Origin of the sequence: Campylobacter concisus (genome assembly GCF_003049085.1) — a bacterium.
Taxonomy (GTDB): domain Bacteria; phylum Campylobacterota; class Campylobacteria; order Campylobacterales; family Campylobacteraceae; genus Campylobacter_A; species Campylobacter_A concisus_H.
This window is the reverse complement of sequence record NZ_PIQX01000005.1, coordinates 78,207-91,825: the sequence shown is the minus strand read 5'-3', so window position 1 is coordinate 91,825 and position 13,619 is coordinate 78,207. Positions and strand designations below refer to the sequence as shown.

At 38.8% G+C, this 13,619-nt stretch carries 12 protein-coding genes; 5 read left to right on the top strand and 7 right to left on the bottom strand.

Annotated features, from left to right (window positions below):
• Window positions 1-8: 8 nt before the first annotated feature.
• The 4 genes from CVT13_RS07190 to mnmG all read right to left on the bottom strand — a co-directional run bounded on the left by CVT13_RS07190 (window position 9) and on the right by mnmG (window position 5,021).
• On the bottom strand, window positions 9-1,052 hold the full coding sequence (locus CVT13_RS07190; protein WP_107812090.1) for a c-type cytochrome: 1,044 nt from the start codon (window positions 1,050-1,052) through the stop codon (window positions 9-11).
• A gap of 2 nt (window positions 1,053-1,054) precedes the next feature.
• Window positions 1,055-2,299 carry a cytochrome b gene (locus CVT13_RS07185; protein ID WP_084041924.1) on the bottom strand — a complete coding sequence of 415 codons (1,245 nt, stop codon included), beginning with the start codon at window positions 2,297-2,299 and terminating at the stop codon, window positions 1,055-1,057.
• Between the two features lie 10 nt (window positions 2,300-2,309).
• Window positions 2,310-2,813, bottom strand: a complete 504-nt coding sequence (gene petA, locus CVT13_RS07180; RefSeq protein ID WP_103648701.1) for a ubiquinol-cytochrome c reductase iron-sulfur subunit — start codon at window positions 2,811-2,813, stop codon at window positions 2,310-2,312.
• A 345-nt stretch (window positions 2,814-3,158) separates the two neighbouring features.
• On the bottom strand, window positions 3,159-5,021 hold the full coding sequence (gene mnmG, locus CVT13_RS07175) for a tRNA uridine-5-carboxymethylaminomethyl(34) synthesis enzyme MnmG (RefSeq protein WP_107812089.1): 1,863 nt from the start codon (window positions 5,019-5,021) through the stop codon (window positions 3,159-3,161).
• A 169-nt stretch (window positions 5,022-5,190) separates the two neighbouring features.
• On the opposite strand from mnmG, the gene CVT13_RS07170 reads away from it, so the two are divergent.
• From CVT13_RS07170 to CVT13_RS07150, 5 genes are all read left to right on the top strand, one after another.
• A complete protein-coding gene (locus CVT13_RS07170) occupies window positions 5,191-8,643 on the top strand; it encodes an acyl-[ACP]--phospholipid O-acyltransferase (protein ID WP_107812088.1) in 3,453 nt (1,150 codons plus the stop codon).
• 364 nt (window positions 8,644-9,007) lie between these two features.
• Window positions 9,008-9,760 (top strand): amino acid ABC transporter substrate-binding protein, encoded by a 753-nt coding sequence (locus CVT13_RS07165; protein WP_107812087.1) that lies wholly within the window; start codon window positions 9,008-9,010, stop codon window positions 9,758-9,760.
• A 9-nt stretch (window positions 9,761-9,769) separates the two neighbouring features.
• Window positions 9,770-10,522: an amino acid ABC transporter substrate-binding protein gene (locus CVT13_RS07160; RefSeq protein ID WP_107812086.1), complete on the top strand. Its 753-nt coding sequence runs from the start codon at window positions 9,770-9,772 to the stop codon at window positions 10,520-10,522.
• A 23-nt stretch (window positions 10,523-10,545) separates the two neighbouring features.
• Window positions 10,546-11,214, top strand: a complete 669-nt coding sequence (locus CVT13_RS07155) for an amino acid ABC transporter permease (RefSeq protein ID WP_107812085.1) — start codon at window positions 10,546-10,548, stop codon at window positions 11,212-11,214.
• A complete protein-coding gene (locus CVT13_RS07150) occupies window positions 11,214-11,951 on the top strand; it encodes an amino acid ABC transporter ATP-binding protein (RefSeq protein ID WP_107812084.1) in 738 nt (245 codons plus the stop codon). Before CVT13_RS07155 ends, CVT13_RS07150 begins: the two co-directional genes overlap by 1 nt.
• A gap of 28 nt (window positions 11,952-11,979) precedes the next feature.
• Here the strand turns inward: CVT13_RS07150 and fldA are convergent, their stop codons facing one another.
• From fldA to CVT13_RS07135, 3 genes are read right to left on the bottom strand one after another with little or no spacing between them, the layout of a single operon-like run.
• On the bottom strand, window positions 11,980-12,471 hold the full coding sequence (fldA, locus tag CVT13_RS07145; RefSeq protein ID WP_087579226.1) for a flavodoxin FldA: 492 nt from the start codon (window positions 12,469-12,471) through the stop codon (window positions 11,980-11,982).
• A gap of 11 nt (window positions 12,472-12,482) precedes the next feature.
• A complete protein-coding gene (locus tag CVT13_RS07140; protein ID WP_107793280.1) occupies window positions 12,483-13,196 on the bottom strand; it encodes a UDP-N-acetylmuramate--alanine ligase in 714 nt (237 codons plus the stop codon).
• 3 nt (window positions 13,197-13,199) lie between these two features.
• Complete coding sequence (locus CVT13_RS07135; protein ID WP_002939277.1) at window positions 13,200-13,511, bottom strand: DUF2325 domain-containing protein; 312 nt, start codon at window positions 13,509-13,511, stop codon at window positions 13,200-13,202.
• Between the last annotated feature and the right edge of the window lie 108 nt (window positions 13,512-13,619).

Genomic DNA, 13,619 nt, shown 5'->3' with positions numbered 1-13,619 from the left:
CTTAAATTTTAGTGTAGTTCGCTCCAAACTTTGCGTTTCCAAAGCCAAGCAAAAATTCCTAATATAAAGAAGTAGATCATGACATAAAGCCCTGTGCTCTCGCGCTCAGCCTTCTTCTTGTCACCTACTTTTTGGATATAAGCTACCACGTCGTCTTCAGCGGCTTTATTTAAACCAACTCTTGGCATTGCTGTACCTGGTAGCATCTTTTGAGTATCATTTATAAATTTATGTAAATACTCATCGCCTTTTGAACGAATCATCATAGATAGATCAGGCGGGTTTGAGCCCATATAAGTTGAAAGGCTTACTTTGTTGCTAAATGCATATTTTTTGTCATATTTTATATCATGACATCTTTGACATGCATCAGCGAAAACCTTTTCTTCAGTGATCTTATTATTTGCCTTTTCATAATCAGCAGATACCTTTTTCAAATAAGCTACTATATCAGCAGTTTCAGCATTTATATCGCCACCAGTACCCATAAATGCAGTCATCGGAAATGGATGCTCATCGTTAAATTTATGAGTTAGCTTTAAAGCCATAGTTGGATTTTTAATAAGTGCGGCCAAGAATTTATCGTCATAAATTTTACCAGCGGTACTAAGATCTGGTGGCACTACACCAAAGCTTTGACTAGCTGTCTCAGCATCCATACCAGCTGGCATACCTGCTGCTTCTATACCGTGACATCCTGTACATCCTGCTGCTACAAAAGTGTCAGCACCCTTTGTAGCGTCACCTTTTGTAAGGTCGATAGAGTTAATGTCATTCCAAAATGCTGTATAGTCATCAAGAATTTTTTGTGCTACTTCTACATCTTTTGTAGCCGCGTCTATACTTGCCTTATTTCCGCTAGCCTTAGCAGTCTCAAGAGCTGCCTTTTTTTGCTCTAAAAAGTGCTTTGCATAGTCAGTATCTTCTTTTGAGAAGTTATACTCGGCATTTGCAGTATGAGGATGAAGTTTTGTATGAGCATAAGGCTCGATACCCCAATATAAAACACCTGAAAGAATAACAACAATGGCAAAAATTTTAAGCTCTTTCATGATTAGCCCCTTTTTCTTTCAAGTATTGTTATAACTGGCAACGCAATTATAAATAAGAACAAGAATAGCAATGATGAATAAAATCCTATCCAGTCATTATAACCACCTGTTGGGAGCTTGCCATATATAGATAAAACGATAAGATCGACAACTAAGACCCAAAACCATATAAAAAATAGTGGTCTTTTGTGAGCTGGAGCTACAAGGTCGCTTCTATCAAGAAGAGGTATAAGCATAAATGCAACACCCGCAAACGCAAATGCGATAAGACCGATATTATAAGCAGAAATTCCGGCTATATCAAAGAAGAAGCCACGTAAAATTTCATATTGCCACAAGAAATACCACTCTGGGTAGATATGTGGTGGGGTTTTTAGTGGATTTGCTGGCTCAAAGTTGATAGGATCCATTGCAAAATTGAAGTGATAGCAAACAAGATAGATGACAAATATCATAAAGAATGATACATACATAAAGTCTTTTGCCAAAAATCCTGGCCAAAATGGTATAACTTTAGATTTTGCTCTATCGCCGTGTAGATACTCTTGTGCCTCTACTTCAAAGTCTATATCTTCGCTTGTCAGGTTATTAACATGCGGAACTCTTAAAGAGTAGAAGTGAATAACCAAAACAGCTATCGTTACAAGTGGCAATAGACAAACATGAAGCATAAAAAATCTAGTAAGTGTTGAGTCGCCAACTGCGTAATCGCCTCTAATCCACTCAACTAAAGCATCACCAATAACTGGTACACCGCCAAAAAGCTGAGTGATAACAGTTGCCGCCCAGTAGCTCATCTGTCCCCATGGGAGCATATAACCACTAAATGCCTCTGCTGAAAAACAGATAAATAGCACCATACCACTTATCCAAATGACCTCTCTGCCTCTTTTGTATGAACCATAGTAAAGTCCAGTAAGTAGGTGAATATACATAATAAGAAATATCGTAGAAGCTGAAACTGCGTGGATATGACGCCAAAGCCAGCCATACTCGACCTCTTGCATGATAGTATAATTTACACTATCAAATGCTAAATTTACATCTGGTTTGTAATACATTAAAAGTAAAAAACCAGTAACGATTAAGAGCATAAAAAGCGTTGTTAAAATAACGCCCATTGCCCAAAGGAAATTTATATTTTTTGGTATCCAGTATTCGCTAACTAGAACCTTCATAAGTTTTGTAAAAGCTAGGCGTTGATCAAGCCAGTCAATAACGCCAGTTGATTTATGAGCTAAAGACATTGCTATCCTCCTAAGCTTTTGCTACTAATTTTTCGTATTCTGGGCTTGTTTCGCCTAGAACTAGCTTGGTTCCATCGATCTTAAATGGTGGTATATCAAGTGGTCTTGGAGGAGGTCCGTATGTTTGCATTCCGTCGGCATTAAATTCGCCGCCATGACAGGCACATACAAACATTTGTTTACTTGCTTTATACTCAGGTATACAGCCAAGATGCGTGCAAAGTCCGATAAGAACTACGTATCTAGCATCCCCTACGACAACATCTCTTTTGTCATTTTTAGCCATATCAGGACTTTTTTTGAGGATGAAAATAGGCTTTTTACGCCACTCAACCTGTCTCATCTCGCCATCTTTGATCGGACTTAGATCAACTGTTGTGAAACCAGCAGCTTTTACACTTGGAAGCGGATCCCAGGTCTTTTTCATGGCAACTAGTGACATCGCGCCACCAACAGCTGCCACGGCACCAAACGCAAGGCCGATAAAGCTTCGTCTTTCTTGCTTTACTGACATTAATTTCCTTTCTATAAATAAAATTTAAACGATTATACTCTCAAAAAATTAAAAAACTATAATCTCACAATATAGTTTGTAAAAATAAAGTGAATTTAAGCTTTTTTTACACCAAAATTTGAGATAAATTTATCTAAAAGTACCTATATATCGTAAATTTAAACTTTTTATAAAAGAGAAATTTGATCTAATATCTAAACATTAAGATAAAAAAATTTTCTATTTTAGCTCTCGTAAAATAGAAAATTTTAATAATAAAATTTATTAATCTTAAAAAATTATAAATAACAACTATTAAAAATGATAAGCTTTGTTTTAAATTTTAAAACCATAAAAGGCTTAAATTTAAGCCTTTTTCTCGCTCATCTTTATGTAGATATGCAAGATATCGATCGCTGCTGGCGTGATACCTGAAATTTCACTCGCCGCAAAGAGCGTTGGCGGGGCAAATTTCTCAAGCTTTTCGACCACTTCGTTGCTAAGTCCGCTTATGCTTCTAAAGTCGAAATTTTCAGGAATTTTCACATCCATCATATCTTTCATTTTTTCTATCTGATTTTTTTGCTCGCTGATGTAGTGCTGATACTTGCACTCGGTTAAAATTTGATCCATACTCGCATCGTCTAAATTTACAAATCTCTCATCAAGCTTTCTTAGTTTCTCAGCCGTAAAGCTCTTTCTAGCGACTATCTTTTGAAGGCTCACATTTTGACTAATCGGCTCTTCATCAAGGCTAGCTAAAAGCTCTAAATTTTGCTTGCTTGGCGTGATCTGAGTCTCATTTAAAAACTCCAGCTCCTCTTTTAAATTTCTTCTTATATTTTCGATCTCGTTAAAAGTCTCATCATCAAGCAGCCCAAGCTCATGACCATATCCGCCAAGCCTTAAAATGGCATTTTCCTCACGCAAAAGCAAGCGATACTCCGCCCTACTCGTAAACATCCTATATGGCTCTTTTGTCCCTTTTGTGACAAGATCATCGATCAAAACACCGATATAAGCCTCATCACGGCGCAAGATGAGCGGTTCTTTGTTATCAAGCGAAAGCGCTGCGTTTATACCAGCCATTAGCCCCTGAGCGCCGGCCTCCTCGTATCCAGTCGTGCCATTTATCTGCCCAGCCAAGTATAGCCCTTTTACCTTTTTGGTCTCCAAGCTGTGTTTTAGCTGCGTTGGCTCGACATAGTCGTACTCTATGGCATATCCATGCCTTACTATTTTGGCGTTTTCAAAGCCCTTTACGGAGCGGAGCATTTGCACTTGCACTTCATAAGGCAGGCTCGTTGAAAAGCCATTTATGTAGTATTCTGTCGCCTCAAGGGTCTGAGGCTCGATGAAAAGGTGGTGTCTGTCGCGGTCGCCAAAGCGGTTTATCTTATCCTCGATACTTGGGCAATATCTTGGTCCGATGCCCTCGATCTGACCTGTAAAAAGTGGCGCTTTGTCGAAATTTGAGCGAATTATCTCATGCGTGGTTTCGTTTGTATAGGCGATGTAGCATGGTAGCTGCGTTGGGGAGAAATTTTTAGTTCTAAAGCTAAATGCAACTGGCTTTGCGTCGCCATCTTGCTTTTCTAAAATTTTAAAATTTATCGTTTTTGCATCGATCCTTGGGCATGTTCCAGTCTTTAGCCTACCTAAATTTAGCCCAAGCTCTCTTAAACTGCCACTAAGATCCTTTGCGCTTAGCTCGCCCACACGGCCAGCTTCAAGTTTGTTAAATCCAACGTGAATTAGCCCGTTTAAAAATGTACCAGTGGTGATTATCACCTTTTTTGCATTATAGATGTTATTTAGATGGGTTTTAACGCCGGTTACCTCACCATTTTCGCTTAAAATTTCAGTGGCGATCTCTTGAGAAATTTCTAAATTTGGAGTGTTTAAAAGCAAATTTCTCATATAAACGCGGTATCTATCCATATCTATCTGAGCACGGCTACCACGCACTGCTGGGCCTTTACTCTCATTTAGCACGCGAAACTGGATGCCAACAGCATCAGTCGTAAGTCCCATTTGACCGCCAAGCGCGTCGATCTCTTTTACAAGATGTCCCTTTGCAAGGCCTCCGATGGCTGGGTTACAGCTTGCAGCGCCTATTTGCTCGGCTAAGATCGTGATAAGTAAAGTTTGCTTGCCCATTCTAGCAGCCGCAAGACTTGCCTCAATGCCAGCATGTCCGCCGCCAACGACGATTATTTCATAGTTCATGATAAATTTTTCCTAATTTTTTGATTGCGTGATTTTATCCAAAAGCATATAAAATTTAAATTTTTTAAAAATTTTTATTACCAAATTTAATGTAGAGTTTTTTATTAATAATATTTTAAATATTTTGCTGTTAGATTTACAAAATTTTTAAAATCACAAAGGTATTTCTATGATGAGTTTATTAAAAGTTGCTGGCTTTTTGCCCTACCTTGCGATCGCATTTTTAAATGCAAGCGTCGATCTAGCACACAAAATCACCATACAAAATGTTCTTTTAAAAACATATGATGGCGACATACTTTTTATCCTAACAGCCGTCATAAACGCAATGATCTTGCTACCATTTATCTTTTTATTTTCGCCCTCAAGCTTTATAAACGATAAATTCGCAAAAATAAAGGTCATAAGAATTTGTGCCATTTTTGGCGTTGTTATCAGTGTCGCGGTGCTTTTTAGCTATCTTGCAGGCGCTTTTGGCGTAGCTTTTGCTTTAACGCTCATACTAGCCGCTCAAAGTGCGATCTACTCACCAGCAAAATACGGCATCATCAAAGCCCTAGTCGGTCCTGAGCGCCTTGGCACAGCAAATGGCATCATCCAAGCGCTCACCATCGTTGCGATACTTTTTAGCTCATTTTTATTTTCATTTATATTTGAAAATTTATATATCCAAGGCGAAAACTCAGAAGAAATTTTAAAAAGCGTCTATCCTATTGGCATCTTTTTAGTCGTATTTAGCGCACTTGAAGCGTATTTTGCTTATAAGTTACCTTGCACCGATGAAAAAGACGAAACAAACGAAAATTTTGATATTAAAAAATATATTCGCCTTAGCTATTTAAGAGAGAATTTAAAAGAGGTAAGGTCAGATAAAAATATCTGGTTAAGTATCGCTGGCCTTAGTATATTTTGGGGAATTTCTCAGATCATCATCGCAGCTTTCCCAGCTCATTACAAAGCCGTTTTTAACGACGACAGCTCGCTAGCGGTGCAAGCAATTCTAGCAGCAAGCGCCATAGGCATCGCATTTGGCTCATACGTGGCTGGCTCTATGTCAAAGCTACATATCGAGCTTGGTATCGTGCCGATGGGTGCTATTGGTATATTTTTCTCGCTTTTATTTTTCGCATTTGGCTCAAGCATCGGCGTAGTGAGCCTTAGCTCATTTGCGTTTGGCTTTTTTGGTGGAATTTTTATAGTGCCACTAAATGCGATGATCCAGTACTTTGCCCCGCAAAAGACCACCGGCAAGATAATGGCGGCAAACAACTTCTTACAAAATGTCTCAATGCTGCTATTTTTAGCTATTGGCATAGGTTTAGTATATTTTAAAATTTCAACCACTGGGCTCTTTGTCTTTACAGCGCTTGTTTGCTTAGTCGGCAGTTTTTACGCCATTTTACAGCTTCCACACCTTTTTACAAGGCTACTTTTGTTGCCATTTTTAAAGACAAAGTACCGCTTTTTCGTTGAAGGACTTCAAAATTTACCGCAAAGTGGCGGCGCGCTACTTCTTGGCAATCACATCAGCTGGATCGACTGGCTCGTGCTTCAAGCTGCAAGCCCAAGAGGCATAAGATTTGTCATGTATAGAACGATCTATAACAAATGGTATCTAAAACAAATTTTTAAATTTTTTAAAGTGATCCCAATAGGCGCAGGCGCTAGCAAAGAGTCGATAGAGCTAGTTAGAGAGTGCCTAAAAAATGGCGAAGTGGTCGCACTTTTTCCAGAGGGCCACATCAGCTATAACGGCCAGATAAATGAATTTCAAAAGGGTTTTGAGCTTATCATCAGAGATCTAGAAGAAATTTGCATAGTACCATTTTACCTTCGCGGCCTTTGGGGATCTAGCTTTTCAAGAGCTAGTAAATTTTACAAAGACCTCACTTCTAAAAACGGCAGACGCGACATCATCGTCGCCTTTGGCAAGCCAATAACCACATTTATAAACGCTGCAAAGATGAAGCAAAAGGTGCTTGAGCTTAGCTTTTCATCGTGGGAGAGCTTCATCTCAAGGCAAAAACCACTAACGAGTGAGTGGCTAAATAACGCAAAAGAGGATAAATTTAAAGAGTGCGTGAGCGACAGCACTGGGCTAAATTTAAGCAACTTGAAATTTATAACAGCCGTTTTAGTCTTTATCAAAATTTTCAAACGCGAGCTAAAAGATGAGAAAAATATAGGCATCTTGCTACCTAGCTCAAGCATCGCAGCTATCGTCAATATGGCGCTTCTTGCCATGGGCAAAGTGAGCGTAAATTTAAACTATACGCTTAATGTTACCTCGCTAAATCACGCCCTAAGAAAGGCAGATATAAACACAGTCATCACCTCTAGTAAATTTCTTGAGAAGTTAGCACTTAAGGGCTTTGATCTAAAAGATGCGATGAGCGGTAAGACTAAATTTGCAGAAGATCTCTCAGCTAGCGTCTCAAAAAAAGAGAAATTTTTAGCACTTTTAACTGCGTTTTTTGCACCAGTTTGGCTCATCAAGCTTTGCTATTTTAAGCGTGTAAGCTTAGAAGATACGGCTACTATTTTATTCAGTAGTGGCAGCGAGGGCGAGCCAAAAGGCATCGAGCTAAGCCACAAAAATTTACTTGCAAATATTAAGCAAATAAGCGAACTTCTAAATTTCAAAAAAGATGACGTGATCTTAAACTCACTCCCTGTTTTTCACTCATTTGGGCTAACAGTCACCACACTCATGCCACTTTGCGAGGGCATAAAAATGGTAAGCGTACCTGATCCAACAGATGGAGCGACTATCGGCAAAATGGCGGCAAGACACAGCGCTAGCATCATTTTTGGCACCTCAACGTTCTTTAGGCTCTACACAAGAAATAAAAAGCTTCATCCGCTAATGTTTCAAAGTGCCAGAATGGTCGTAGCTGGGGCTGAAAAGCTAAAACCTGAGATAAAAGATGAGTTTAGACTCAAATTTGGCATAGAAATTTATGAAGGTTATGGCGCAACCGAAACAGCGCCAGTAGCTGCTGTAAATATGCCAAATATCCTAGAAAAAGAGAGCCTAAAAGAGCTTACATTTAATAGACCTGGTAGCGTTGGTATGCCTCTGCCTGGCACCATCATCAAGATAATCGACCCAGAGACTCTTGAAGAGCTAGAAACTGGCATAGATGGGCTCATCGTGATCGGCGGATCGCAGGTAATGAAGGGCTATCTAAATGACAAAACTAAAACAAATGACGTTATCACTTATATCAATGGCGTAAGATACTATAAAACTGGCGATAAAGGCCACATCGATGAAAACGGCTTTGTGTTTATCGTCGATAGATACTCAAGATTTGCCAAGATAGGTGGCGAGATGATAAGCCTTGGATGCGTCGAAGAAGAGCTTACAAAGGTGCTTGGAAGCGACGTTGTCTTCAGCAGCGCAAACGTGCCAGATAGCAAAAAAGGCGAAGCGATCGCGCTTTTAGTAAAAAGTGGCACAGAGCCTGAGAATATTGAGCAAATTTTAAAAGAGAGCAACCTAGCTCCGATCATGATGCCAAGCTATATCTTCATCGTTGATGATATCCCAACGCTTGCAAGCGGCAAGGTTGATTTTAAGGGCGTAAAAGCCTTAGCGGTCTCACTTCTAGCGGAGTGAGGCACCGCCTCTTTTTTGTAATAAAATAGCGCCAAAACACTACCCAAGTCGCAGTTGCGACTAACATTTGCATAAATCTTAAAAATTTTTTGCAAAGAGTTTTGTATAAAAATTTCTATTGCTTTTTAAATTTGGTGCAATTCGTGCGATTGTTTGCTAAATTCTGCCTTTACAAAATTTTACTGGCAGATCATAAAAGATGATGCTATACAAATAGTGAACAAATGGGCTATAACGTAGAAAAAGGTAACAAAGTGCTGCTAATTAAGATAAATTTTGCCCTAAATGAGCTTAGCAAGGAAGGAGCTTAAGCGAAATTTCGCTTAAATACTTCGGCAAAGATATTTCTAAATAAGGAGAATTAATGAATTTTAAGCCCATTTTTGGCTTTATCGCAGGTGCTTTTTTAGCTTTAAATTTAAATGCTTCAACTATCAAAAAAGGCGAACTTATCGTCGCAACTGAAGGCACTTACTCACCTTACTCATTTTACGATGAAAAGGGCGAGCTAGTAGGATATGACGTAGATATTGCAAGAGTAGTAGCGCAAAAGCTAAATTTAAAAGTCGAGTTTTTAACAGCTCCTTGGGATGCGATGCTAGCTGCATTTGATGCTGGCAAAGCAGATGTTGTATTTAATCAAGTTAGTATAAACGAAGATAGAAAGAAAAAGTATGGTATGAGCGTACCTTACACTATTCCATATCCGGTAATTGTAGTGCATAAAGACAATAACGACATCAAAAGTTTTGCTGATCTAAAAGGCAAAAAGAGTGTGCACTCTGCGACTAGCAACTGGGCGGCGATAGCCGAGAAAAACGGCGCAACAGTGGTCGTAGCTGATGGCTTTAGCAAAGGCGTGGAGCTTATCATCTCAAAAAGAGCTGATGATACGATAAACGATAACGTTACATTTTTTGACTACATCAAACAACGCCCAAATGCGCCACTAAAAATCGCATACACAAGCAACGAGCCGATGCCAACAGCTGCAATCGTTAAAAAAGGCAACACCGAGCTACTAGAAGCGATAAACAAAGCGCTTGATGAACTAAAAGCCGAGGGCAAGATAAGTGAAATTTCGATGAAATATTTTGGAAAAGATATTTCAAAATAAAGGATTAAAATGAAATTTACAAATTTATTAAAAGTAGTAGCTGTGCTTGCAATGGCTCTAAATTTACAAGCAAAAACTATAAAAGACGGCGTGCTAACAGTAGCAACTGAAGGTACTTACGCTCCTTTTACATTTTATAATGATAAAAATGAGCTAGTAGGATACGATGTAGATATCGCAAGAGCGGTAGCACAAAAACTAAATTTAAAAGTTGAGTTTCTAACAGCTCCTTGGGATGCAATGCTAGCTGCATTTGACGCTGGTAAGGCCGATGTTGTATTTAATCAAGTAAGCATAACTGATGAGAGAAAGAAAAAATATGCTTTTTCAGTGCCTTATACTGTAACATTTGGTGCCATCATCACTAGAAAAGATAATAACGACATAAAAAGCTTTGCCGACCTAAAAGGCAAAAGAAATGCCGACTCAGCTACGAGCAACTGGGCAAAAGTAGCCGTAAAATACGGCGCTGAACACGTCATAACAGATAGTTTTGCTAAAAGTATGGAGCTTCTTATATCAAGACGCGTAGATGCTGTTGTAAGAGACAACATCGTATTTTACGACTTCATAAAAGAGCGTCCAAACGCACCTGTAAAGATAGCCGCCTCACTTGATGAGAAAGACTACACAGCAGCAGCTGTTAAAAAAGACAATGCCGAGCTTGCAGAGCAAATTTCAAATGCTCTAAATGAACTTTCAAAAGAAGGCAAACTAGAAGCTATCTCAAAAAGCTACTTTGGCAAAGACGTCTCAAAATAAATTTATAAACCAACAAGGCAAAAATGGAAAATTTAGATAGAGTGATCGAGCTTGTTTCAAGCTCGACGCTACCGATGATCATCGCGCTTTTAAAAGTGACGATCCCACTTACTTTGCTCTCGTTTTCGCTAGGGCTTGTCATCGCCATTATCACAGCAGTAGCGAGGCTTTCAAATATAAAAATTTTAAAATTTATATTTGCCACCTATGTTTGGATATTTCGCGGCACGCCACTTCTTGTGCAGCTTTTTATCGTATTTTACGGACTTCCTAGCATCGGCGTCACGCTTGATACTTGGAGTGCGGCGACTATCGCATTTAGCCTAAACGTGGGCGCTTATGCCTCTGAGTCTGTAAGAGCAGCCATACTTTCTGTGCCAAAAGGTCAGTGGGAGGCTGCCACATCGCTTGGCATGACGCACTATCAAATTTTAAAGCGTATCATCGCACCCCAAGCAGTAAGGATCTCTCTGCCACCGCTTTCAAACACATTTATAGGCCTTGTTAAAGACACTTCACTAGCAGCTTCTATAACGATAGTAGATATGTTTATGGTCGCTCAAAGGATCGCAGCAAGAACCTTTGAGCCACTCATCCTCTACATCCTAGCAGCACTTATCTACCTGGTGGTTTGCACACTCTTAACCTATCTTCAATCAAGGCTTGAAAAAGCTGTCTCAAGGTATGTTTAATGGCTATAAATTTTAAAAATATAAGCAAATCTTACGGCGATCATTTGGTGCTAGATAACATAAATACAAGCTTCAAAGAGGGTCAAACGACCGTGATAGTTGGCTCATCTGGTTGTGGCAAATCAACGCTTCTTAGATGCATAAATTTACTTGAGATCCCACAAAGTGGTGTTTTAGAGATAGATGATAGAGCTGTAAATTTTAAAGAGAAGCTTAGCTCAAAAGAGCTTTTAGAAATTCGCAAAAAAACAGGCATGGTCTTTCAAAACTTCAACCTCTTTCCACACCTAACAGCGCTTCAAAATGTCACAGAAGCTCCGATCTACGTTCAAAAGAAAGATAAAAACGAAGCAATAAAAGAGGCAAAAGAGCTTTTAGCCAAAGTGGGGCTTAGTCACAAAGAAGATACCTATCCAAACAGGCTCTCAGGCGGTCAAGCACAGCGTGTAGCCATCGCTAGAGCACTAGCCGTAAATCCATACTTTTTACTGCTTGATGAGCCTACAAGCGCGCTTGATCCAGAGCTTGAGGCTGAAGTTTTAAAGGTTATTTTATCTCTTGCAAAAGAGAAAAAGTCTATGATCATTGTCACTCATAATATGAATTTTGCTAGAAAGATAGCTGATAGAATTTTATTTTTAGATAAAGGCATGATCGCATTTGATGGCTTGGTAGATGAGTTTTTTAACAGCCAAAATGAGAGGATAAAAAGCTTCATCTCGGCTATGGATATATAAATTTAGCTAGAAAATCTAGCTAAATTAATTACGCAAAGTATGGTTTTATCTGCTCGATCCAAGCTGAAATTCTACCCTCAGTTTTGTCGCTCTGGTTATCAGCATCAAGCGCTAGACCTACAAATTTACCATTTCTTACGGCATCAGAGCCATCAAATGTATATCCATCAGTGCTAACTTCGCCAACTACTTTTGCACCTGCTTTTACGACCTCATCGTAAAGCTTTGCCATGCCATTACAGTACTCATCAGAGTAGCTCTCGCTATCGCCCATGCCAAAAACAGCAACTGTTTTTCCGCTTAGATTTAATGCTTTAAAGTCAAACGCGTCCCAGTCATCTTGAAGATCGCCACTACCCCAGGTTGATGTACCAAGGATTAGCTTGTCAAAGCTATTTAGTTTCGCTGCATCTACATCAGCAACGTTTAAAAGCTCATTTTCAAGGCCTAAACCCTCACTTATAAGTTTTGCTGCATCTTCGGTATTTCCCATGCTGCTTCCATAAACTATACCTATCATTTTTATCCTTTTTAAAAAATTTTACTAATAATCGTATAAGGCACAAGCTTGATCAAACCTCTCGCATAACAGTGCCTAACCTCAACGTGTCGCCTAAATTCCTCATTTCTAGGAAAAACGATATAAACCATCTCGCACTCGTGACCAAGCACACCTACGGCTCTATCTATATCGTCGTTTAAATTTCTCATATCATCAAAGCTCACTTTTTTAAAGCTTGGCATGACGCTGAGCAAATTTTTACCATCTTTTTTGACCGAGATGACACCACCATTTAGCACGACCTCTTTGTCTTGATGGCGGAGGCGTATTTTATCATAAACAAATTGACAAAACATCTGTGCCGCATCGATACAAAACTCAAATTTTCCACTTGCATAAAGCATTTTTATCATCTTTGCAGCCACGATTTTTGGCTCTCTTGCTATAAATTTTATCTTTGAAAAGTCGCCTTTTAAATAAGCATTTATGATGATATTTGATGAAATACAAAAGCGATCTGCTGGCTTAAAATTTAGACATTTTCCTCGAAGTAGGAAATTTATCCTAGCCTCAAAAATTTCTTTGAAATTTAGAAATTTAGCGTAAGAAAGTGGTATTTTTAGCTCACTTTCTACACCAGAATTATAAAGTGCAATAAAAATTTTTGCACGTGAAAGCCTATCAAGCTTTGCAAAAATATTTGGAGTTATTTCGCCAATATCTGATAAAAGCCCGAATCTCATTGATTATTCTTTGCATCCAAATTCCTTATCTAGCCCAAAGACCTTGCAGTACTCACAAAATACGCAACTAACGCTTCTTTTTGCACAAACAATTGGAATATTTCTCTTTTTTGCTTGAGTTTTAATAGTCTTCATCGTATTGTGGTTTAAAAAACTAGTTAGCATCACCACGCACTCAGTATCTTGAGGGATTGGCTTGCGATTTACGCGGTTTTCATTTCTAGCATCCCAGTGCTCTATCTTCTCAGCTCCCAAATCATGTAAAACTGCCTTGATAGGCGTTATCTCATCTGCACCGATAACTAAAACTGACATAATAAGCTCCTAAAATTTATTCATTTTCTGATAATGATTATAAGGAAGCTTAACTAAAATTTTTCTTAGTTATGATATTTATTATCACTTATATGTAGAAATTTGTAA